The organism is Pseudomonas fluorescens (assembly GCF_902497875.1).
Classification (GTDB): Bacteria; Pseudomonadota; Gammaproteobacteria; order Pseudomonadales; family Pseudomonadaceae; genus Aquipseudomonas; species Aquipseudomonas fluorescens_BR.
On the sequence record NZ_CABVHY010000040.1, the window covers coordinates 1 to 21,973 of the forward strand.

General features: G+C 59.6%; 22 protein-coding genes. 11 read left to right on the forward strand and 11 right to left on the reverse strand.

What is annotated here, in order from left to right:
- Positions 1-215: 215 nt before the first annotated feature.
- Entirely contained in the window at positions 216-1,310 is a 1,095-nt protein-coding gene (locus F8N85_RS29405; protein ID WP_150804438.1) for a DUF1615 domain-containing protein, read from the forward strand.
- Between the two features lie 77 nt (positions 1,311-1,387).
- On the opposite strand, the gene F8N85_RS29410 is transcribed toward F8N85_RS29405, so the two are convergent.
- A complete protein-coding gene (locus tag F8N85_RS29410; protein WP_150806968.1) occupies positions 1,388-1,870 on the reverse strand; it encodes a phage infection protein in 483 nt (160 codons plus the stop codon).
- A gap of 488 nt (positions 1,871-2,358) precedes the next feature.
- On the opposite strand from F8N85_RS29410, the gene F8N85_RS29415 reads away from it, so the two are divergent.
- Entirely contained in the window at positions 2,359-2,784 is a 426-nt protein-coding gene (locus F8N85_RS29415; RefSeq protein ID WP_150806969.1) for a PaaI family thioesterase, read from the forward strand.
- 172 nt (positions 2,785-2,956) lie between these two features.
- Here the strand turns inward: F8N85_RS29415 and F8N85_RS29425 are convergent, their stop codons facing one another.
- Positions 2,957-3,733 (reverse strand): APH(3') family aminoglycoside O-phosphotransferase, encoded by a 777-nt coding sequence (locus F8N85_RS29425; RefSeq protein ID WP_150806970.1) that lies wholly within the window; start codon positions 3,731-3,733, stop codon positions 2,957-2,959.
- A gap of 111 nt (positions 3,734-3,844) precedes the next feature.
- Positions 3,845-4,741 (reverse strand): DMT family transporter, encoded by an 897-nt coding sequence (locus tag F8N85_RS29430; protein ID WP_150806971.1) that lies wholly within the window; start codon positions 4,739-4,741, stop codon positions 3,845-3,847.
- 152 nt (positions 4,742-4,893) lie between these two features.
- Between F8N85_RS29430 and F8N85_RS29435 the strand changes: the two genes are divergently transcribed.
- The gene (locus tag F8N85_RS29435; protein ID WP_150806972.1) at positions 4,894-5,829 is read left to right on the forward strand and encodes a LysR family transcriptional regulator; all 936 of its coding nucleotides are present in this window, start codon (positions 4,894-4,896) and stop codon (positions 5,827-5,829) included.
- 107 nt (positions 5,830-5,936) lie between these two features.
- On the opposite strand, the gene F8N85_RS29440 is transcribed toward F8N85_RS29435, so the two are convergent.
- Genes F8N85_RS29440 through F8N85_RS29450 form a run of 3 tightly spaced genes read right to left on the reverse strand, consistent with a single transcriptional unit; the run spans position 5,937 to position 8,545 of the window.
- A complete protein-coding gene (locus tag F8N85_RS29440; RefSeq protein ID WP_150806973.1) occupies positions 5,937-7,118 on the reverse strand; it encodes an acetyl-CoA C-acetyltransferase in 1,182 nt (393 codons plus the stop codon).
- A gap of 14 nt (positions 7,119-7,132) precedes the next feature.
- Positions 7,133-7,795: a CoA transferase subunit B gene (locus tag F8N85_RS29445; RefSeq protein WP_150806974.1), complete on the reverse strand. Its 663-nt coding sequence runs from the start codon at positions 7,793-7,795 to the stop codon at positions 7,133-7,135.
- 51 nt (positions 7,796-7,846) lie between these two features.
- The gene (locus F8N85_RS29450) at positions 7,847-8,545 is read right to left on the reverse strand and encodes a CoA transferase subunit A (RefSeq protein WP_150806975.1); all 699 of its coding nucleotides are present in this window, start codon (positions 8,543-8,545) and stop codon (positions 7,847-7,849) included.
- 143 nt (positions 8,546-8,688) lie between these two features.
- Between F8N85_RS29450 and F8N85_RS29455 the strand changes: the two genes are divergently transcribed.
- Positions 8,689-9,591: a LysR family transcriptional regulator gene (locus tag F8N85_RS29455; protein WP_150806976.1), complete on the forward strand. Its 903-nt coding sequence runs from the start codon at positions 8,689-8,691 to the stop codon at positions 9,589-9,591.
- A gap of 6 nt (positions 9,592-9,597) precedes the next feature.
- Here the strand turns inward: F8N85_RS29455 and F8N85_RS29460 are convergent, their stop codons facing one another.
- The 3 genes from F8N85_RS29460 to F8N85_RS29470 form a co-directional block, all read right to left on the reverse strand.
- Positions 9,598-10,437, reverse strand: a complete 840-nt coding sequence (locus tag F8N85_RS29460) for an NAD-dependent protein deacetylase (protein ID WP_150806977.1) — start codon at positions 10,435-10,437, stop codon at positions 9,598-9,600.
- Positions 10,438-10,483: 46 nt separating this feature from the next.
- A complete protein-coding gene (locus F8N85_RS29465; RefSeq protein ID WP_150806978.1) occupies positions 10,484-10,924 on the reverse strand; it encodes a CBS domain-containing protein in 441 nt (146 codons plus the stop codon).
- 183 nt (positions 10,925-11,107) lie between these two features.
- The gene (locus F8N85_RS29470) at positions 11,108-12,823 is read right to left on the reverse strand and encodes a sigma-54-dependent Fis family transcriptional regulator (protein ID WP_150806979.1); all 1,716 of its coding nucleotides are present in this window, start codon (positions 12,821-12,823) and stop codon (positions 11,108-11,110) included.
- Between the two features lie 407 nt (positions 12,824-13,230).
- Here F8N85_RS29470 and F8N85_RS29475 point away from each other — a divergent pair, with 407 nt between their 5' ends.
- The 7 genes from F8N85_RS29475 (at position 13,231) to F8N85_RS29505 (ending at position 18,926) form a co-directional block, all read left to right on the forward strand.
- On the forward strand, positions 13,231-13,506 hold the full coding sequence (locus F8N85_RS29475) for a phenol hydroxylase subunit (RefSeq protein WP_150806980.1): 276 nt from the start codon (positions 13,231-13,233) through the stop codon (positions 13,504-13,506).
- A 48-nt stretch (positions 13,507-13,554) separates the two neighbouring features.
- Positions 13,555-14,550: an aromatic/alkene monooxygenase hydroxylase subunit beta gene (locus F8N85_RS29480; RefSeq protein WP_150806981.1), complete on the forward strand. Its 996-nt coding sequence runs from the start codon at positions 13,555-13,557 to the stop codon at positions 14,548-14,550.
- Positions 14,547-14,819: an MmoB/DmpM family protein gene (locus F8N85_RS29485; RefSeq protein ID WP_150806982.1), complete on the forward strand. Its 273-nt coding sequence runs from the start codon at positions 14,547-14,549 to the stop codon at positions 14,817-14,819. The genes F8N85_RS29480 and F8N85_RS29485 overlap by 4 nt, the downstream gene beginning before the upstream one ends.
- 43 nt (positions 14,820-14,862) lie before the next feature.
- On the forward strand, positions 14,863-16,419 hold the full coding sequence (locus F8N85_RS29490) for an aromatic/alkene/methane monooxygenase hydroxylase/oxygenase subunit alpha (protein WP_150806983.1): 1,557 nt from the start codon (positions 14,863-14,865) through the stop codon (positions 16,417-16,419).
- Positions 16,420-16,503: 84 nt separating this feature from the next.
- A complete protein-coding gene (locus F8N85_RS29495; protein WP_150806984.1) occupies positions 16,504-16,863 on the forward strand; it encodes a phenol hydroxylase subunit P4 in 360 nt (119 codons plus the stop codon).
- A 10-nt stretch (positions 16,864-16,873) separates the two neighbouring features.
- Positions 16,874-17,932: an NADH:ubiquinone reductase (Na(+)-transporting) subunit F gene (locus tag F8N85_RS29500; protein WP_150806985.1), complete on the forward strand. Its 1,059-nt coding sequence runs from the start codon at positions 16,874-16,876 to the stop codon at positions 17,930-17,932.
- A gap of 82 nt (positions 17,933-18,014) precedes the next feature.
- On the forward strand, positions 18,015-18,926 hold the full coding sequence (locus F8N85_RS29505) for a transporter (protein WP_150806986.1): 912 nt from the start codon (positions 18,015-18,017) through the stop codon (positions 18,924-18,926).
- Between the two features lie 74 nt (positions 18,927-19,000).
- Here F8N85_RS29505 and F8N85_RS29510 read toward each other — a convergent pair whose 3' ends face one another.
- Positions 19,001-20,047, reverse strand: a complete 1,047-nt coding sequence (locus tag F8N85_RS29510) for a class I SAM-dependent methyltransferase (protein WP_150806987.1) — start codon at positions 20,045-20,047, stop codon at positions 19,001-19,003.
- 531 nt (positions 20,048-20,578) lie between these two features.
- Complete coding sequence (ppnN, locus tag F8N85_RS29515) at positions 20,579-21,952, reverse strand: nucleotide 5'-monophosphate nucleosidase PpnN (RefSeq protein WP_150806988.1); 1,374 nt, start codon at positions 21,950-21,952, stop codon at positions 20,579-20,581.
- Between the last annotated feature and the right edge of the window lie 21 nt (positions 21,953-21,973).

The window sequence follows — 21,973 nt, forward strand, 5'->3', positions numbered from 1 at the left end:
GGGGCAAGCCCCCTCGCCACAAGTTTTGCGCATGGCCTGTAATAGCATGCGCAGTCCTCAGAATCTCAATTGAAGTACAACGGCATTTCCTTTTCCATTGCCAAGGGTGCGGAGCAGACACCTGATATTGAACAGCCGTTCGGCTCAAGGGTCGATATCCGCGGTGGCTTTGTTCATAGTCGCTCCATTGGCCCAACAGCTTGATTCGGGGAAACATGCGCGCAAATCGATTAATCATGGGTATCGCCACCTTGCTGGTGCTGGCCGGCTGCGGCAGCCAACGCACCCAGGAGGCGCCGGCACGACCGGCCGAGGTGAAGGCGAAGCTTGTTCGGCTATTGCCGCCCAAGACCGTTGACCGTGAGGGCTGGGCCACCGACATCTATGCAGCTTTCGCCGCGCAAGGCCTTGCGCCGACCACGGAAAACCTCTGTTCAGTACTGGCAGTGACCGAACAGGAGTCGACTTTCCAGGTTGATCCCGCAGTGCCGGGGCTGGGGAAAATCGCCCGGGAGGAGATCGACCGCCGCGCGGCAGCGGTGCATGTCCCCAGTCTTTTGGTGAACGGTGCCCTGATGGCTCGCTCGTCGAACGGTAAAAGCTACAGCGAACGCCTGAATGCCGCCCGCACCGAAAAGGAAATCAGCGGCATTTTCGACGACTTCATCGGCATGGTGCCAATGGGCCGCACCCTTTTCGGGAGTTTCAATCCGGTACATACCGGCGGCCCGATGCAAGTCAGCATCGACTTTGCCGAAAGTCAGGCGCAGGACTATCCCTATCCCATGGAAGGTTCGATTCGCCGGGAAGTATTCAGCCGGCGCGGTGGCCTGTACTTCGGTATCGCGCATTTGCTCGGTTATCCGGTGAGTTACTCCAAGCCGCTGTATCGCTTCGCCGATTTCAATGCCGGTTGGTACGCCAGCCGCAACGCCGCTTTCCAGAATGCCGTCAGCAGCGCTTCGGGCATCCCCCTGGCCCTCGATGGCGACCTGATTCTCCACGGCTCAATCATGCCCGGGACCACGGAACTGGCGGTGCGCACCCTGGGCAAGCAGCTTGGCCTGCGCAACCCGACGATCAGACGCCAGCTGGAGCAGGGCGACAGCCTGGAATTCGAAGACAGCACGCTCTTCCGGCGAGTCTTCGCCTTGGCCGAGCAGGCTGAAGGTAAACCACTGCCCCGTGCGGTGTTGCCGGGTATCGTGCTGAAAAGCCCGAAAATCACCCGAAAACTCACCACCGCCTGGTTCGCCAAACGGGTCGACGAACGCCATCAGCGCTGCATGAAAAGGGCAGCGGGTCGTTGACCGTGCGAACTGATCACCCATAAAAAAGCCCGGCTGATCAAGCCGGGCTTTTGGGTTGAGTGCCGCAGTAAGGCTATTCATGCATGGTTCTGATTCTGGGTCAGACGATCCGAACCACCTTCAGCGACGCGGTTCTCGATCAGACGATCCGAACCACCTTCAGCAACGCGGTTCTCGATCAGACGATCCGAACCACCTTCAGCGACGCGGTTCTCGATCAGACGATCGGAACCACCTTCAGCGACGCGGTTCTCGATCAGGCGATCCGAACCACCTTCAGCGACGCGGTTTTCGATCAAGCGATCGGAGCCACCTTCAGCGACGCGGTTTTCGATCAAACGATCCGAACCACCTTCAGCGACGCGGTTTTCAATCAGACGATCCGAGCCACCTTCAGCAACGCGGTTTTCGATCAGACGATCCGAACCGCCTTCGGCAACACGGCTTTCGATCAAGCGATCCGAGCCTCCTTCAGCGAGGACTGGCTGAACCGAGGAAGCGGCAAAAGCGTTGGCTGCAAGTACCGAGAAAGCGATGCTGAGGAAGATTTGGCGTTTCATGGTGGTGTGCTCCGGGGTGTCATAAGTTGGTATGGAGCTGATGTTACGCGACAGGATTTTTATGAGAACTTCATTGGGTCGATGGTGAACATCGATGTGAGTGATGGGAGTGGGCGAATGCCAGTCAGTCAAGTGTCGAGGCGCCGAATGCAGAACCTGTGGCGAGGGAGCTTGCTCCCGCTGGAGTGCGAAGCGCTCCCAAAACCTGTACCCACCGTATGTAAGGTAGAACTCATTAGTCTGCTTTACGACTGCTGCCCCCGGGCGCGGATCGGCCGAACGGGAGCAAGCTCCCTCGCCACAATTGATCATCAGGTCAGAGATCTTTGTTAACTGACCGGCATTGGAGCAAGAGCACTGTATTTCGAGTCCTGACTTATAACCCTGGATTTGCCTCATTGATCTAGATGGCCGCCTCCACAGATTTTCACTACACATCAATTCACGCCGGGCATACGGCTCTGAAAGTCGCAAAGGAAGACGTCCCCATGAATGACTCCCCACTCCCCGAAGGCTTCATCCCTTTACCCCGCAGCAGTCCTCTGCTCGAATTGCTCGGCCCGGTGTATTGCCGGGGCAGTGGCTTGCAGCTGGAGATCGGTCTGCGGGCTGACCAGCGTCATGCCAATGGGCGTGGCACCGTGCACGGTGGAGTACTGGCGACCCTGGCGGATATCGGGATGGGGTATGCCATGGCTTTTTCCAGCGATCCGCCACTGCCGCTGATTACTGCCAGCATGACCCTGGATTACCTCGGCGCGGCGCACGTCGGCGAGTGGCTGGAGGTACGTCTCGAACATTCCAAACGCGGCCGCCAGATGGCCTTTGCCACTGTCAGCCTGCAGGTTGGAGAGCGTGTGGTAGCGCGGGCCAATGGGGTGTTTGCGGTGCCGCAGGAGCCTAAGCCTGACTAGGTAGAGAACGCCGTTGAGCATCAGGCAATCATCTGCTCGTGGGCGTGCGCTGCGGCGGGTTTCACTGAAGATGTCCGCAACCCGATCCCAAGCTGCATCGGGGCGTTCGTACCGTTTTGCCATCTTGGCTTCCTGGCTCTGATGGCGGCGGATTCTATAGAGACAGGGATTTCTAGAACAGCTCATCCAACTGTTCGAAAAACTCACGTTTCACAGGGTGGTCAGGCTCGCCCAGCCCTTTGAGAAAGTCTTCTGCTGCATTTTGTGAGAGATTTTCGCGCAGGTTACGATGGACAAACGCGATGTCCAACCAGCGATCCGCGATACCGCCACGACCCAGGTCGATGAAATGCAGTTGGTCATGTGCATCGACGAAAACATTAGTGTCACAGAGGTCGCCATGACTGAACCCCCATTCCTCGCTCGGTAGCGTGGCGTATAAGCGAGCCAGTAGTTCCTCGGGCGTGCTCAGGTTCGACCACTGTTGAAGGTCGTACTCTTTCTCACACAGGTCACGCGCGAGCAGATACTCCAATTCGTTCAGGCGCAACGACGCACTTGCGTCGAACGGGCAATCGGCGATGGGTACCGCTTGTAACTGACGGAGTGCATCGCGAAATAGCTCTAACACCGCGCCCTGATCGTCGCTGCGCGCGTGTATCGGTTCACCTGGCACACAGCGTGTGATCATGAACTCGCCTTCGGCGCTCTCGGCAACGACTGCAACCTCGGGCACACTTAGATGGCCATCCAGCCATTCCAGCACGCGAGCTTCACGCAGGACGCTGTAGGTAGTGGGTGCATAGACCGCTGCGCAAGTTTTAAGAAAGAAGCGTTCATTCCCTCGGGTGAACCCGTAAACGCTGCAGGGAGACTCACCGACTTCGTCGGCTACAGGTGGGGTATCGCCAATAAATTGAGCAATTACCTTGGGTACTTCGAATGGCATCTGCAATTACGTGTGCTCGGTACTGTGGGTTGAAGGTGACACACAAACAAGTTTTACAGCGACCCTAGCGCCTTTGTTTGAAATGATGTTTCAAGGGGTTTCGTGCAGAGCCTAGGTTCTGCCAACGGAAACGGCGAGCCGTTCGCGCTCCAGGTTCAACGCCAGGACGCTGACCAGAATAATGGTTGCGCCCAGTACCACCAGCATCGAGGGTCGCTCCCCGAGAACAAAGGCGGCCATCAGCATCGCCGTGGGCGGTATCAGGTAAAGCATCATCGAGGCACGAGTCAGGTCAAGGTGTGTCAGGACATAGGCCCATGCGAGATAAGCCAGTGCGCTCGGAAAAATGCCCAGAATCACCACTGCAAGATCAACCTTCATCGGTGCTCGCGCAATCTCGCTGGCCAGCCCGGGCAAATAAATCAGCAGCAGCGCGGTTCCTGACCAGACCGTGTAGCAGACCAGCGTCAAACCGTTGTAGCGGTGGGAGTGGCGCTTTTGCAGGGTGAAGTAAATGCTCCAGGACAACGCCGCAAGCAGGATCAACAAGCCGTGGGCGTCAACGCTGCCAAAACCATGGTCACCCGTGACCACGACTATCGCTCCGAGCATGCCGAGCAACACACAGGCCCAACGCCAGGGACTGACCCGATCCTTGAAAATGAAATGAGCCAACAGCGTACTGAATAAAGGCGTGGACTGCGCCAGCACGCTGGCCGCTCCGGCGCTTACCCCGCGCTGGCCGAAGTTCAAGGCAAGGTGATGCAGGCTGACGGCAAAAAAGCCAAGGATCACCAGCAGCGTAAGGTCCCTGAGCCTGGGCAACGAAATACCCATGAACAGGGCGACGATTGCCATGAAGGCCGAGGCGATCAGAAACCGTAGCAATGCCAGGTGGCCGGGTTCGTAGGCCTGTAAACCGATACGGATCCCGATCGGCGAATAGGCCCAGCAGAGGATGACGAACATCGCCGCCACGACGACTTTCACAGGTGGACAACCTGACATTTTGCTGCTCCAGCCACTCAACCATTAAGCGAAAAGGTCAAAGCGGCTATCGCTTCACGACGCACTTTCTGACCTTGCAGGCTGAGTATCAGAAGTCTATTCATTCACTACAACCGACTTATAATGAGCCAACCATTCACTTTGGGTGACTTATGGAGCTGGCACAGATTCGGATGTTCAAAACGGTCGCGGATACCGGCAGCATTGCGCGCGCGGCTGAGGTATTGCACTGCGTGCCGTCGAACATCACCGCACGCATCAAGTCACTGGAAGCTGAACTGGGCGTCGCCTTGTTCTATCGCCAAGGCAGGGGGTTGCGCATTAGCCCGGCAGGCGAGGTGTTCCTGAGCTATGCCGCTAAAATTCTGGCCCTGTCCGACGAGGCCAAGCGCGCAGTCGATCCCCTGGCAACACCGACTGGCCCGTTGAGAATCGGGGCGATCGAGTCCTCTGCGACAGGCCGATTACCTCGGCTGTTGGCGAAATTCCACGCACGTTTTCCGTCTGTCTCACTTGAACTGAGCACCGGCACCTGGTCGCAGTTGCTGGATGACACCTTGAGCCACAAGCTCGATGGGGTGATCGTTGCGGTCGATGTCGAACGCCCACTGCTCAAGCGAACCTTCATCTATCGAGAAGATCTGGTGCTGATTGCTTCGCCTTCCCTGGGACCGTTGCGCGATGCGGCAGACTTGCAGGGCAAGGCCATCTTCATGTGGCCAACGGGATGTCCCTATCGGGCGGCGCTGGAGCGCTGGCTGGCCCGGCAGGGTCAAGATCAGTCCATCGTCAGCATTGCCAGCTATGGGGCCATCGCCGGATGCGTCAGCGCGGGCGCTGGTGTCGCCTTGGTTCCCCGGGGAATCTTTGAGCAATACGGACCGAGTTCCGGCTGGGCAGGTTATGAATTTCCGGAGCTCACGGCCATCGATAACCTGTTCTATTGGCACGAGCATTCCACGCACCATCCTGCTCGCGATGCGTTCGTGGCGATGCTGCAGGCTGAATTTGAACTCGAAGGCGATCGGGAAATGGCTGAGCAGAACCCTGCGGACCGGGATCCTGGAGGGCTGTCATTGAGCCCATAGGCTCGAAGGGAATCCAGGCCAGGCGCGACCGGAGTCGCGCCTGGTTTCTTGCCAGTTAAAACCGGATTTTCGTGGATCCTGGCTCTACCTGTTGAACGCTTGCGGACTTACGTCCGCTCGATCGCCAGCGCTACACCCTGGCCGCCACCGATGCACAAGGTGGCGAGGCCTTTCTTGGCGTCACGCTTGATCATTTCGTGGAGCAGGGACACCAGCACCCGGCATCCCGATGCGCCGATCGGGTGACCCAAAGCAATCGCACCGCCGTTGACGTTGACCTTGCTCGCATCCCATTCCAGCTCTTTGCCGACTGCCAGTGACTGGGCGGCGAAGGCTTCGTTGGCTTCGATCAGGTCCAGCTCGCCGAGGCTCCAGCCGGCTTTTTTCAGGCACAAACGGGTCGCCGATACCGGGCCGATGCCCATGATCGCCGGGTCGACGCCGGCGTTGGCGTAGCTGGCGATGCGCGCCAGAACCGGCAGGCCGAGTTCCTTGGCTTTGTCGGCGCTCATCAGCAGTACGGCAGCGGCACCGTCGTTGAGGCTGGAGGCGTTGCCGGCGGTGACGCTGCCGTCTTTCTTGAAGGCCGGTTTGAGCTTGGCCAGGGAGGCTGCGGTGGTCTCGGCGCGGGGTTGTTCGTCGACCGCGAAGGACAGTGGATCGCCTTTGCGCTGCGGGATCAGGATCGGGGTGATTTCGTCAGCGAAGCGACCGGCCTCGATGGCCGCCGTAGCCTTTTGCTGCGAGGCGGCGGCGAAGGCATCCTGTTGCTCGCGGGTAAGGCTGTACTTGTCGACGATGTTCTCGGCGGTGATGCCCATGTGGTAGTCGTTGAACGCGTCCCACAGGCCATCAGTGATCATGCTGTCGATCATCTTGGCATGGCCCATGCGCAGGCCGGTGCGGGCAGCCGGCAGGACGTACGGCGCCAGGCTCATGTTTTCCATGCCGCCGGCGATGATCACTTGCGCATCGCCGCAACGAATCGCTTGCGCGCCCAAGTGCAGGGCCTTGAGGCCCGAGCCGCAGACTTTGTTCAGGGTCAGTGCCGGGACCGCGTGGGGCAGGCCGGCGAGGATCGAGGCCTGGCGTGCCGGGTTCTGGCCGCTGCCGGCGGTGAGGACCTGGCCGAGGATGACTTCATCCACGTCGGTGGGGTTCAAGCCGGTCTGCTCCAGCAGACGGCGGATCACCGCAGCACCGAGTTCCGGCGCGGGGATGCTGGCCAGCGAACCCTGGAAGCTGCCGATGGCAGTACGGGTTGCGGCAACAATCACGACTTCTTGCATCGAATCACTCCTCATCAAGCGCTGAACTGCATTTCTGGAACGTGCTCAGGCACGATCAGTTTACCGGCGGTCTTGCTGATGATTTCCTCGACGCTGACGCCGGGCGCGCGTTCCTTGAGGATGAACGCGCCGTCACGGATTTCCAGATAGGCCAGGTCGGTCAGCACGCGTTTGATGCAGTTGGCGCCAGTCAGCGGCAGGCTGCAGCGCGACAGCAGTTTCGACTCACCGTCCTTGGAGGCGTGGGTCATGGTGACGATGATGTTATCGGCACCGGCCACCAGGTCCATCGCGCCGCCCATGCCCTTGACCAGTTTGCCGGGGATCATCCATGAAGCGATGTTGCCTTGCACGTCGACTTCAAAGGCACCGAGCACGGTGAGGTCGATATGGCCGCCGCGAATCATCGCGAAGGACTCGGCGGAAGAGAAAATCGACGCGCCGATGCGCGCGGTAACAGTCTGTTTGCCAGCGTTGATCATGTCGGCGTCGACTTCATTTTCGCGAGGGAATGAACCCATGCCGAGCAGGCCGTTTTCCGATTGCAGCATGACTTCCATGCCTTCGGGGATGTAGTTGGCGACCAGGGTCGGGATGCCGATGCCGAGGTTCACGTAGTAGCCGTCCTGCATTTCGCGGGCGACGCGCTGAGCCATTTGTTCGCGGGTTAGTGCCATTGTTGTTCTCCATGCTCTGTAATCAAGAGCTGCGGGCTGGATGGGCTGGGATCAGGAACGTACGGTGCGCTGTTCGATGCGCTTCTCGAAGGTTCCGCAAATGACCCGGTCCACGTAGATGCCAGGGGTGTGGATCTGCGTTGGGTCCAGCTCGCCCGGTTCGACGATTTCCTCGACTTCGACCACGGTGATCTTGCCGGCGGTGGCAGCCAGCGGGTTGAAGTTCTGTGCGGTGTGGCGATAGATGACGTTGCCGAAGTGATCGGCTTTCCAGCCTTTGACGATGGCGAAGTCGCCGGTAATGGATTCTTCCATCAGGTACGGACGACCCTTGAACTCGCGGGTTTCCTTGCCGTCTGCAACCGGAGTGCCGTAGCCGGTGGCGGTAAAGAACGCCGGGATGCCAGCGCCGCCAGCGCGCATTTTTTCCGCCAGGGTGCCTTGGGGGGTCAGTACGACTTCGATTTCGCCGCTGAGCAGTTGCTTCTCGAACAGGGCGTTTTCACCGACATAGGAGGCGACTACTTTGCGGATCTGCCGGTCTTCCAGCAGCACGCCAAGGCCGAAACCGTCGACGCCGCAGTTGTTCGAGACCACGGTGAGTTCACGAGTGCCTTTGCGCTTGATCTCGGCGATCAGGTTTTCCGGGATACCACACAGACCGAAGCCACCGGCAATCACGGTCATGCCGTCTTCCAGACCAGCCAATGCTTCCTCGTAGGAAGCCACGCGCTTATCGAAACCTGCCATATGCACCATCCTCTTTTATTCTTTGTGGGCGGCTGGCTAGCCGTATGGCAAAGAGTGTTGCGTTGTGAAATTCATTTGTTAAGTTGATTTTTAAGTTTGATTAATAGATAAAACAGCATAATCGACCTGCAAAGGCATCACAGATGACCGTCAAACAGATCCGAGCATTTCTTGCTGTGGCCCACAGCCTCAGCTTTGCCGTGGCCTGCGAGCGCCTGCACTTGTCCCAGTCGGCCCTGAGTCTGACGATCAAGGCCCTGGAGGAAGGGCTGGGTGGGCGCCTGTTCAGCCGCACCACGCGCAATGTTGCACTGACCCCGGAAGGTGACGCGCTGCTGCCACTGGCGCGGCGGTTGATTGCCGACTGGGACAATGCCGAGGACGAGCTGCGTCAACGCTTTACCCTGCAGCGTGGCCGCGTGACCCTCGCGGCGATGCCTTCCTTTGCCGGCAATCTATTGCCGTCGATTCTGAAAACCTTTCGCTCGCGCTACCCCCACGTCAACGTTACGGTCAACGACGTGATCAACGAGCAGGTGCTGGAAATGGTCCGCGACCGCCAGGTGGAATTGGGCGTGGCCTTCGAGCCGCAGCAGAGTTCTTCGCTGCAGTTCACGCCCTTGTACATCGACCGCTTCGTGGCCGTGGTACCCAGTGATTCGCCGTTGGCCGGTCGCGGTGAAACTGACTGGCAATCCTTGTTGAAGCTGCCGTTCATTACCTTGCAAAGGCCCTCGACCGTGCGCGTCATGCTCGAGGAGCATCTGCAGGCGCGCAACATGAAACTGCCGGTGGAGCTGGAGAGTCACCAGTTGGCGACGGTCGGGCGGATGGTTGCCAGCGGACTGGGGGTGAGCGTGGTGCCGGCCTTGTGTGCCGGGCAGATGCACGAACTGGGCGCGCGCTGCATCACCCTGCGCGACCCACTGACCAGAGCTATTGGCGTGCTGACCAATTCGGGGCATGAGTTGTCGGCGGCGGCCCAGGCGTTATTTGACATCTTGCAGGATGAACAGTTGGGAGAACGCTTTTCCGGTCTGGTTTGAGACGGGTCACGCCAGGCGTTCAGCGATCAGCGGTAACAGCTGTTCGCAGGACGCTTCGATTTTCAGATCCAGCAGATCGTCGGCGCGGGTCTTGCCCAGGTTGATGGCGATCAGCGGCTTGTGTTGCTCGGCGATCGCCCGGCACAGGCGAAACGCCGAATAGGCCATCAGTGATGACCCGATCACCAGCAACCCGGCAGCCTGTTCGACACAGCCTATGGCCTTGGCGGCAGTTGCCTGGGCGACGTTCTCGCCAAAGAACACCACGTCCGGCTTCAGCCGTTCGCCGTCGCAGTGGGGGCAGCGGGGGACCTGGAAGCGGGCTTCGAAAGCCGGATCGAGCAGGGTATCGCCGTCCGGCGCCTGAACGGCGTCGACTCCAGCCAGATAAGGGTTCTGTGCTTCCATGAGGATCTGGATGGCATGGCGATCAGAGCGCTGCGCGCAATCCAGGCACAGCACCCTATGCAGACTGCCGTGCAGCTCGATCACATCCTGGCTGCCGGCTTGATCATGCAGGGTGTCGACGTTTTGCGTGATCAGCCCGGCGATCCGCTGCCGCGATTGCAAGCTGGCCAGTGCCTGATGGGCGGCATTCGGCCGAGCCTGGCGGATCCGCGGCCAACCGAGCATCGCCCGCGCCCAATACCGCCGACGCGCCGCGGGGGCGCTGAGGAACTCCTGATACATCATCGGCGCCTTGCCGCGACGTACGCCCTCGGTGTCGCGGTAATCGGGAATTCCGGAAGGCGTGCTGATGCCGGCGCCGGTAAGGATCAAAAAGGGTCGCTCCGCCATCCAGTGGCAAAGTTTTTCGAGAGGCTCGCAGTCAAGTCCATCGGTCATGTCGAGCACCGCTGCCAATGCCGGAGTTGAAGCACTTTCGCTCGGCCTACTCCCCGCGAATGTACTGCTCCAGCTGCCGGATCAGGTCGGCCTGTTCGGCGATGGCTTCCTTGACCAGGTCGCCGATGGACAGCAAGCCGAGCAGTTGGCCGTTCTCCACCACCGGTAAGTGGCGCAGGTGGCTGTCGGTCATGATGCCCATGCAGCTCTCGACGGTCTGGTGGGAATCCACCGTGATGACGGGCGCGCTCATGATGGCGCTGACCGGCGTGCGGACCGAAGACAGTCCATGCAGGACCAGCTTGCGGGCATAGTCGCGCTCGCTGATCATGCCGACCACCAGGCCATTTTCCACCACCGGTAAAGCACCGACGTTTTTCTCGGCCATGACCATCAGCGCTTCCAGCACCGTGTGATCCTTGGGGATGGTATGGACTTGCTGGTTGTGCTTGACCTTCAACTTCAGCAATTCGGCTACGGTCTTCATGCGGGCCTCTCCAGTGCGGTACTTGGGGCGGCCGCTAACCGCCCTGATGGGGTCTGTACAGAATCCTAGAGATGAGCCGGCAGGGCAAGGACCAAAGCGGCACACATACGCGGGAAAAACGTCATCGAGCGGTTTTTTTGTCGAGCGTAAAGTGCTGTCAGGACAGGTGTTCCAATCCGCCAGTCATTTTGTCACCGAGCCGGGATCCAGTTCGCTTTCATCCGGGTCTTTCTTCAGCCGATAGGCCAGGGCAGGGCGGGTCATGCCGAGTAACCGCGCGGCTTGCGAAACGTTTTGCCCGGTGCGTTTCAACGCCCCTTGCATCAGGGCCTGCTCCACCGTTTCCAGGCTCAGGCCGAGATCGATCAATTGTTCGGCCCAGTCGCTGCCGGCGTCTATTTCCTGGCTTATCAGGTTGCCCTCGCTGGTCAGCCCGATGCTCTGCGCTTCGTCCGACAGGTGGGGGAACAGCGCGTCGACAGAAATGCTCTGGTTGTTATCGGTGATGATCACGCCGCGCTCGATGAGGTTTTCCAGCTCACGGATATTCCCCGGCCAGTCATAACGCATGCAGGCTTCGAGCGCACGATCGGAGAGCCCAAGGATTTTCTTCGGGTAGCTCGCGCGGAGTTTGTCGAGGAAGTGCTCGATGAGCAGTGGAATATCCTCGCGGCGCTCACGCAGGGCCGGGATTTTCACTGGATAGACATTCAGCCGGTAATAAAGATCGGCGCGAAACCGCCCGGACTTGACTGCCTGGGCGAGGTCCTCATGGGTCGCGGCGATGACGCGTACATCGACGCGGCGGATCTGGCTGTCACCCACGCGCTCCAGTTCACCCTCCTGCAAAACGCGTAACAGACTGGCCTGGGCCCGGGGCGTCAGTTCGACGATTTCGTCGAGAAACAGCGTCCCGCCATGGGCCCGTTCAAAACGGCCCATTCGCGATTGATTGGCGCCGGTGTAGGCACCTTTTTCGACGCCGAACAACTCGGACTCGATCAGATCCGGGGGAATGGCCGCGCAGTTCAGCGCAATGAATGGCCCGTCGGCCCGTTCGCTGCGCAGGTGCACGCTGCGGGCGATGATTTCCTTGCCGACGCCGGTCTCGCCGGTCAACAACACGGAGGTCTTGCCGGGAGCGGCCTTGTCGATCAGCGCACAGGTCTTGCGATACACCGCGGACTGGCCGATGCCATAGAACTGTCCGGCGCGCAGGTCGAGGCGCTCGCCCAGACTCTCGACCTGGATCTGCAAGGTGCGCAGTTCCTCGATGATCGGGTCACTCTGGAAGTAATGCATGAACGCTTCTGCATCCTCCCATTCCTGGGCCGGCTTGCCGATGATCCGGCACTGGGTATCGCCACAGCCACGGCAACTCACTTCCTTGTAGATGATCTGCCGGCCGACGAAAAACGAGGTGTAACTGATCGCATAACCCAACAGCATCCAGCACACCGGTTGTTTTGACTCCAGGTGCTCGCTCTGGTGGTTTTCAACTTCAAAGGAATCGACCCATTCGATGTCGGCGTAGAAGTGTCCGGTCTCCAGGTCGATGTCCATTTTCAGCGGCCGAACGTTGACCATGCCCTTGAGCGAATGCAATTGCGGGCCGGTGAGAAACATCTCGATGTCGCTGCCATTGGGCCGAAGTTTGCGCGCAAGTTCGGCGTCCTTCAGCCCTGACTGATAACCCAGGCGCAGGAAAAATCCTTTGGCGCGCTCTTCGCCGACCATTTCGATCAGCTCACGACGACAGGACGCCATGGCTGACACCTGCATCAGCAACATGCGTTGCTCGTCGAGCCAGATCTTGCCTTCGCCGCCGAGAAAGCGAATGCGATCGGCCAAGTCCTTGAGTAACGGAGAATGCTCCGAAGCTCTGTATTTCATGCTCATGCACGCTAACCCCGGTTTTTTTTATAGTAGGGACTTTTTTTGTGTTGCAGGCCTTGATCGCTTTTCAGGCGGATGACGATCTCTCGCATTGGGTCTGCAGGGTTTTCAGGATTGAGTTCGGCTCAAGTCCTGCCACAAAAACTATTTAATAAACGGCCTGAATTTGTCGAGAAAGTCAATTCCGGGCGCCTTTGATCCATTTGCTCAAAAGGCTTTTTTCAATTGATCAAATGATCAAATCCCCTGGGGATTCAAGTCTGAATCTACCTTCCTAACGCTTCCCGCTTATTCTGCTTCTGTCCTATTTATCTGTTTTTAATCAATTAGTTAATAGCTAAATCCATTCATTTTAAAAGCCTTGGCACAGGCATTGCTCTGCTCTGTTCAGCCCGACCGAGGAGCAGAACATGAAGTGCCAAACCAACCCCTTTGATCGTTTGCCCCGTTACGTCCGGGTGCGCAGTTCGCTGGAGGACACCTTCGTCGAATTCGACTTCGCCATTGGCACGCCGGACCTGTACGTCGAGTTGGTCATGCCGCGTCCGGCCTTCGAGCAGTTCTGCGTGACCAACCGGGTGCAGCACATGGATGCGCAGATGTCCGAGGCAATCGATGCGGACATGCAGAAGTGGCGTTACGGCGAGTCCGCGGCAGATCCCGGCAACGAGGATTCGAGCAACTGAGCCGCTGTGTATTGCCTGACTACAACAACAATGACAGGACCCAAAGCCATGAGTGTAGAAATCAAGACGACGACGGTAGAGACCCTGCGCAATACCTTCAGTCATACCCGTCGGCGCTTCGGTGACAAAGTCGCCACGCGTTATCAAGAGGCCAGTTTCGACCTCGAGTCGGCGACCAACTTCCATTACCGCCCCCTGTGGCAGCCGGACAAATTGCTTAACGACCAGACCCGCACCAGCGTGGTCATGGCCGACTGGGGCACAGTCACCGACCCTCGCCAGTATTACTACGGCGCCTATGTCCAGGCCCGGGCAAAAATGCAGGAAAACGCCGAGCACGATTACGCCTTCTGCGAGAAGCGCAACATGCTCGCCGGCCTCGACGCCCAGAGCCTCGAACACATCAGTTCGCTGTTGCTGCCGCTGCGCCATGCGGAGCTGGGCGCGAACATGAACAACAGCAACATCGCCGCCGATGGCTTCGGCACCAGCCTGACCCAGATGCACATGTTCCATGCCATGGACCGTCTGGGCATCGCCCAATACCTGTCGCGCATCGGCCTGATGCTCGATGACGGTGACGTCCTGCTGCTCGCCAAGGCCAAGCAGCAGTGGCTGAACGACCCGGCCTGGCAAGGGCTGCGCCGTTATGTGGAAGACACCCTGGTGGTGCGCGACTGGTTCGAGCTGACCCTGGCCCAGAACCTGATCAGCGATGGCCTGGTGTATCCGCTGCTGTTCCACAAATTCGACGACCAACTCAGTGCCAGCGGCGCGGGGCAGGTGGGCATGCTCACCGAGTTCATGCGCCTGTGGTTCGCCGAAAGCCAGCGCTGGGTCGATGCCCTGGTCAAGACCGTGATCAATGAAAGCCCGGAAAACAAGACCCGCGTCGAGGGCTGGATCGACTACTGGAGCCTGCGCGCGGTGCACGCCTTGCGTCCACTGGCGGCGAGGGTCCCGGGCGATGCCGCGCTGGATGAGGTCTGCAGCGAATTTGCCGCCCGCTTGAAGAAGATCGGCCTGACCGGAGTAGCCCCATGAAATCGCGTGTGTATATCAACCTGCAGGACACCGACTACTCGCGTTCCATCGTCGACGCCATCGTTCAGGACAACCCGGGTGCCGAGGTCCAGCACCAGCCTTCGATGATCCGCATCGAAGCCGAAGGGCGCCTGGAGATCCGCCGCGAAACGGTGGAGAGCATCACCGGTAGTCCATGGGACATCCAGGAAATGCTGATGTACGTCATCACCCTGGGCGGCAACGTCGAGGAAGAGGACGACAGCTTTTCCCTGCACTGGAACAACTGATCAGCTTTTCCTTTAGACAAATACAAGAGCCGGGAGAGTCATCATGGCCGCGAAAAAACGCCTGAATGCCAAAGAGAAATACCGTTGCATGACCCGAGATCTGGACTGGGAGCCGAGCTACCAGAGCCACGAAGACATTTTTCCTCACGAGCGTTTCGAGGGGATCAAGATTACCGATTGGGACAAGTGGGAAGACCCCTTCCGCCTGACCATGGACACCTACTGGAAGTACCAGGCCGAGAAAGAGAAGAAGCTCTACGCGATCTTCGACGCGTTCTCGCAGAACAACGGCCACACCACCTTGTCCGACGCGCGATATGTCAACGCCTTGAAGCTGTTTTTATCTGGCGTCACGCCGCTTGAATACCAGGCGTACCAGGGGTTCGCCCGGGTCGGCCGGCAGTTCAGCGGAGCCGGTGCACGGGTCGCTTGCCAGATGCAGGCCATCGACGAACTGCGCCACGTGCAGACCCAGATTCACGCCATGAGTCACTACAATAAGCACTTCAACGGCCTGCATGATTTCGCTCACATGCATGACCGGGTGTGGTTTCTCTCGGTACCTAAATCATTCTTCGAAGATGCGCGCACCGCCGGGCCGTTCGAATTCCTCACGGCGATTTCCTTCTCGTTCGAATACGTGCTGACCAACCTGTTGTTCGTGCCGTTCATGTCCGGCGCGGCGTTCAACGGCGACATGGCCACCGTGACCTTTGGCTTCTCCGCGCAATCGGACGAAGCGCGGCACATGACCCTCGGCCTTGAGGTGATCAAGTTCCTCCTCGAGCAGCACGAAGACAACGTGCCGATCATCCAGCGCTGGATCGACAAGTGGTTCTGGCGCGGCTACCGCCTGCTGACCCTGGTCGGGATGATGATGGACTACATGCTGCCGAACAAAGTCATGTCCTGGTCCGAAGCCTGGGGCGTGTATTTCGAAGAGGCCGGCGGTGCACTGTTCAAGGACCTGGAGCGCTACGGCATCCGTCCACCGAAGTACGTCGAAGAGGCGAACATCGGCAAGGAGCACATCACCCATCAGGCCTGGTCGATTTTCTACCAGTACAGCCAGGCGACCAACTTCCATACCTGGATGCCCACCGACGAAGAGCTGGACTGGCTTTCGGAAAAATACCCGGACACCTTCGACGCGATCTATCGCCCGCGCTTCGAACACTGGCGAGCCTTGCAGGAGAAGGGCGAGCGGTTCTACAACCCGACCCTGCCGATGCTGTGCCAGATCTGCCAGATCCCGCTGGGCTTCAGCGAACCGGATGACCCGACCACCCTCAGCCACCGCAGCGCCGAACACGCCGGCGATCGCTACCACTTCTGCTCCGATGGTTGCTGCGACATCTTCCAGCACGAGCCCGAGAAGTACATCCAGGCCTGGCTGCCGGTGCATCAGATTCTGCAAGGCAACTGCGGCGGTGCCGACGTCGAATCGGTGGTCCGCGATTACTACAACATCAATTCCGGGGAAGACAACCTCGAGTACCTGGGCTCGATGGAACATCGCCGCTGGCAGGACTGGCATCCGAACGACAAGCACAGCACGCCGGCCACCCCGCCCGACCCCGATCTGCTCAAGACCGGTTGAACCGGGCCGCCTCGATCCAGGCGCACGCCCAGGCGAGCGCCTGCACCACAAGAACACTGCGTCATAACAAGAAAGGACAAGATCATGCCCGTGACTGCCATCGGCCCGTATGAGGCCCACGCCCTGGATCGCCAGGAAAATTTCCACGGCCTGCAACTGGTGTACCTGTGCTGGGAAAAACACCTGATGTTTTGCGCGCCATTCACTTTCCCGCTAGCGCCTGAGATGAGCTTTGCAGACTTCATCGAACAGGTGGTCAAGCCGTCGATTTCCCAGCATCCGGATGCGCCCCGGGTGGACTTCGGCCAAGCCCAGTGGCGCCTGGACGATCAGGCCTTTATCCCGAATGGCGCGGCCAGTCTGATTGAAAACGGTATCGGCCATAAGAGCCTGTTGCATCTGGCAACCCCGGGCTTGAACGGCATCGCCGGCACGTTCAACTGAGGAAACGAGCATGAGCTATCAAGTCACCATCGAACCCACGGGCGAGCAAATAGACGTGGAAGAAGGCCAGACCATTCTGCAGGCCGCCCTGCGCCAGGGTGTCTGGCTGCCCTTCGCCTGTGGCCATGGCACGTGCGCCACCTGCAAGGTCCAGGTCCTCGAAGGCGATGCGGACCTTGGCGCTGCTTCGTCCTTCGCGCTGATGGACATGGAGCGTGACGAGGGCAAGATCCTTGCCTGTTGCGCCATACCGCAAAGCGACATGGTCATCGAGGCTGACATCGACGTCGATCCGGATTTCGCCGGTCACCCGGTCGAGGATTACCGGGCGGTGGTGACGGCACTGATCGATCTGTCGCCGACCATCAAGGGCCTGCACCTGAAACTGGATCGGCCGATGGCATTCCAGTCCGGGCAGTACATCAACCTGCAACTGCCGGGCATCGAAGGCACGCGGGCGTTCTCCCTGGCGAATCCGCCGAGCCGTGCCGATGAAGTCGAGCTGCATGTGCGGCTGGTGGACGGGGGCAAGGCCACCGGGAGCATCCATAAGGAACTGAAAGTCGGTGATGCCGTTGAATTGTCGGGGCCCTATGGGCAGTTCTTTGTTCGCACCTCACAGGCTGGTGATTTGATTTTCATTGCCGGTGGTTCCGGCCTGTCCAGCCCGCAGTCAATGATCCTCGACCTGCTCGAAGCCAATGACACGCGGCGCATCGTGCTGTTTCAGGGCGCGCGCAATCTCGCCGAACTGTATAACCGCGAGCTGTTCGAGGAACTGGCGCGGCGCCACCCTAACTTCATCTATGTTCCGGCGCTCAGCCAGGCCGACGATGCCGAGTGGGGCGGTTTCAACGGCTACGTGCACGAAGCGGCAAAGGTCCACTTCGACGGTCGCTTCAGTTCCAACAAAGCCTACCTGTGCGGCCCGCCACCGATGATTGATGCGGCGATCAGCTGCTTGATGCAAGGGCGTCTGTTTGAACGCGACATTTTCATGGAGCGCTTCTACAGCGCAGCGGATGGCGCTACGCAGAACACCCGTTCAGCACTCTTCAAACGTATCTGAGCTTACTGCTTTGGCGTTGCCCATCTCGCCGCCCGGGCGGCAACGCCTTGTCCGATCATAAAAACAATAAAGGTCATCAACGATGAAGCAAGAATCAGCGATCAATGCCCGCAGACTTCTGCACTGTGCCGGTTTGAGTCTTTTGGCGGGGCTTGCGGGCAACGCTCAGGCCACCGAAGGCGGGGGCTCCACCTATCCGATGGGCGCGGAAAATTACCTGTCCGGGGCCGTGCCGCCGCCAGGGTTCTATGCGCAGTTTTACATTGGCCATTACGAAGCGGATTCACTGCGCGGCAATGACGGGAAAAAACTGCCGGTGGATTTCCGGGTCCGGGCCAACTCGATCGCCCCCCGGTTGATCTGGGTGACCGAACAGCAAGTGTTGGGCGGCAGCCTGGCCTTCCATGCCATCGTGCCGCTGGTCGACCTCAAGGTCGAGGTCAATGACCAGTCGCAAAGCAAGCAGGGCTTGGGCGATATCATTTTCGGGCCAGCGCTGGGGTATCACCTGAGCGAAAAGTTGCACACCCTGGTCGCCCTCGATTTTCTGGCACCCAGCGGTGACTACGATCGCCATGACCTGGCCAACATCGGTCGCAACTACTGGGGCATCCAACCGGTCTTCGCACTGTCGTACATCGATCCCGCGGGATTGAATATCGACGCGAAAATCATGTACGACTTCAACCTGGAAAACCCCGCCACCGATTACCGTTCCGGCCAGGAACTGCACGTGGACTATGCGCTGGGTTGGGGCCTGGGTAACGGTTGGGTGGTTGGCGTGGGAGGCTACGCCTATCGCCAGACCACCGATGACCGACAAAACGGCGAACGGATCGAAGACAACAAGGGGCGCTCGTTTGCCGTGGGTCCATCGGTGAAGTACACCAGCGACAAAGGCTGGTTCCTGACGGCGAAATGGGAACAGGAAACCGCGGTGCGAAATCGTGCCGAAGGCGATGCCTACTGGATGAAATTGACCATACCCTTTTGAGCCTGGTCCGCTAGGGACACCCTGGCATGGCGCCGCCCGCCATCGGCGCCATGCCAACGATATGCAACTACCGGTTACTTGCGCGCCTCGAGGATCAGGTTGAACGGGGTTTGCGTGGCCCGGCGGAAATGCTTGAACCCGGCCTTGGTGAATACCTCACGCAAGCGCGCCTCTCCGGCTTGCGCACCCAATCCAAGACCGACTTCCTGGGACAGCGAGTTCGGCGTGCAGATGAAGGTCGACGCGGCGTAGAACAAACGCCCCACCGGGGTCATGTTTTCGTCGAGGGTATCGTTGGCGAAAGGTTCCACCAGCAGTACCGTACCGTCCGGCTTGAGCGCTCTCGCCGCATGCTGGGCGGCGCCGACCGGGTCGCCCATGTCGTGCAGGCAATCGAAGTAGCAGATCAGGTCGTAATCGTTGTCAGGGTAGTCCTTGGCGGTGCCCTGAATGAAACTGGTGCGATCCGCCACGCCACCTTCTTGCGCGCGTTGCTTGGCGGTGCTGATGGACGGTGCGTGGAAGTCGACGCCAACGAAACGTGATGCCGGGAAGGCCTGGGCCATGATCACGGTCGATGCGCCGTGTCCGCAGCCGATGTCTGCCACCTTGGCCCCGACCTTGAGCTTCTCGACCACCCCGTCCAGGGCCGGCAACCACTCGGCAATCAGGTGCGCCCGATAGCCAGGCCGGAAGAAGCGTTCCGTACCGTTGAACATGCACGGATGGTGATCACCCCAGGACAGGGCGCCATTGCCGCGCATGGCAGTGACCAGTTTGTCCTTGTCATGGAACAACGCGGCGACCACCGAGGCGCCACCCGCTACATAGACCGGAGAATCCTCGATCGCCAATGCCTGGGCTTGCTCCTCTGGCAGGCGGAACTGCCCGTCTTTGTGCTCCATGTAACCCGAAGCCGCATGAGCGCTGAGCCACTCACGAAGTAGTCGCGGGTTGCAACCGGTCCGGTCGGCGAGTACTTCGGGGGTGACGGGCTGGCTGTCGGCCATGGCCCGGTACAGACCGAGCTCTTCGCCGAGGATCATGCTGGCGAGCATCGCCGCTCCGCCCATGTCGGAGACTAGCTTGCCCATGAAGTCATTAAGTTTGGCCTCGTCCATTTGCCTGTCCTCCTGCAGAGCGCCACAGTCCACTGGAGTTGTTTGATCAACTGACAACCTGCTCGGCGGTGGCTGGATAGATGATCAGGGCGACAGCGCAGACGCAATGCCGGGAAGCCGTCTGCTGCGTGAGTTCCCGGAGCTAATGCCGGTCCGGGACCAGTGGGACGCCATAGCGTCGTCCTGTCCGATATCACTGTGAATGCAAACCCTCACAGGTCCATTGCGAACGGCGATAAGCTCCTGAGCACTTCTTGTGTAGGGCAATTGTTCAGTGTAGTAGCGAGAGCTTGTCTGTGCCGTGCCGGATATCAGGCTCGTGTAGCAGCTGCCAAGCCTGCGAGGCTGCGTTCGACTCGGGCCGCGTTCGGACGAAGCAGGCGTTAAATCGGGCGATGGGGTCTTCCTAAGGAAACTGGGGGCGGAGGATTTTGCGAGGACTGCGGACGAGCGCGACCCCGGCTCGAACGCAGCCTCGCGGGGCTCGGCAGCTGCTACGGGGCCAAGCCAATCCCCCCCCCCGGCCGTTTATCAGGCAACCACTCGATAGCAGGGCACATACGCCGCGCCGCCTGGCAGCTTCATCCGGTGCTGTCGCACGAAGGCCTGCAGCAAGTGGTCCAGAGGCTGCAGGACAGCCGCATCGCCATGGATCTTGTAGGGGCCATGCTGCTCGATGAGGCGGATGCCCTTGTCTTTCACATTGCCGGCAACGATCCCGGAAAAGGCCCGTCGCAGGTTGGCCGCCAGTTCGTGAGGTGGCAGGTCGCGTTTGAGCGCAAGGTTGGCCATGTTGGCGTGGGTCGGGTCGAACGGGCGCTGGAAGCCTTCCTCGATCTTCAACAGCCAGTTGAAATGGAAGGCGTCGTTGCGCTCCCGGCGGAATTGTTTGACTGCCTTCAGCCCTTCGGTCATTTGCCGGGCAACTTCAGCCGGGTCGTCGATGATGACCTGGTAGTGACTCTGTGCTTCTTCCCCCAGGGTAGCGCCGACGAACGCGTGCAATTGCTCGAGATAGGGCGCCGCGCTCTTCGGCCCGGTCAGGATCACGGGGAAGGGCAGGTCGCGGTTGTCCGGATGCATCAGGATGCCGAGCAGGTAAAGAAATTCTTCGGCGGTGCCGGCACCACCGGGAAAAATGATGACGCCGTGACCCACTCGAACGAATGCCTCAAGGCGCTTCTCGATATCCGGAAGGATGACAAGTTCGTTGACGATCGGATTCGGCGCCTCGGCGGCGATGATCCCTGGTTCGGTCAAACCCAGGTAACGGCCGCCGGTCATGCGCTGCTTGGCGTGGGCGATGGTGGCGCCTTTCATCGGCCCCTTCATCACGCCAGGCCCGCAACCGGTGCAGACATCCAGACGGCGCAGGCCGAGTTCGTGACCGACCTTCTTGGTGTATTTGTACTCCTCGGTGTTGATCGAGTGCCCACCCCAGCACACCACCATTTTCGGCTCGACACCGGGACGCAGGGTACGGGCGTTGCGCAGCAGGTGGAAAACGTAGTCGGTGATGCCCTGGGAGCTGCTCAGGTCAATGCGCGGGCTGTCCAGTTCGTTCTCGGTATAGACGATATCGCGCAGGGCGCTGAACAGCATTTCCCGGGTGCTGGCGATCATCTCGCCGTCGACGAAGGCATCCGCTGGTGCGTTGAGCAGTTCCAGGCGGACTCCACGATCCTGCTGGTGAATGCGAACCTCGAAGTCCTCATAGGCCTCGAGAATAGTCTTGGCGTTGTCGATGTGGGTGCCAGTGTTGAGGATGGCCAGGGCGCACTGGCGAAACAGCTTGTAGATACTGCCTGAGCCGGCTTCGCTCAGTTGTTGGACTTCACGTTGGGACAGCGTTTCCAGGCTGCCTTTAGGGCTTACCGATGCATTGATTACTTGTCTTTGGGGCATTCTAGATTCCCTGTGAACAAT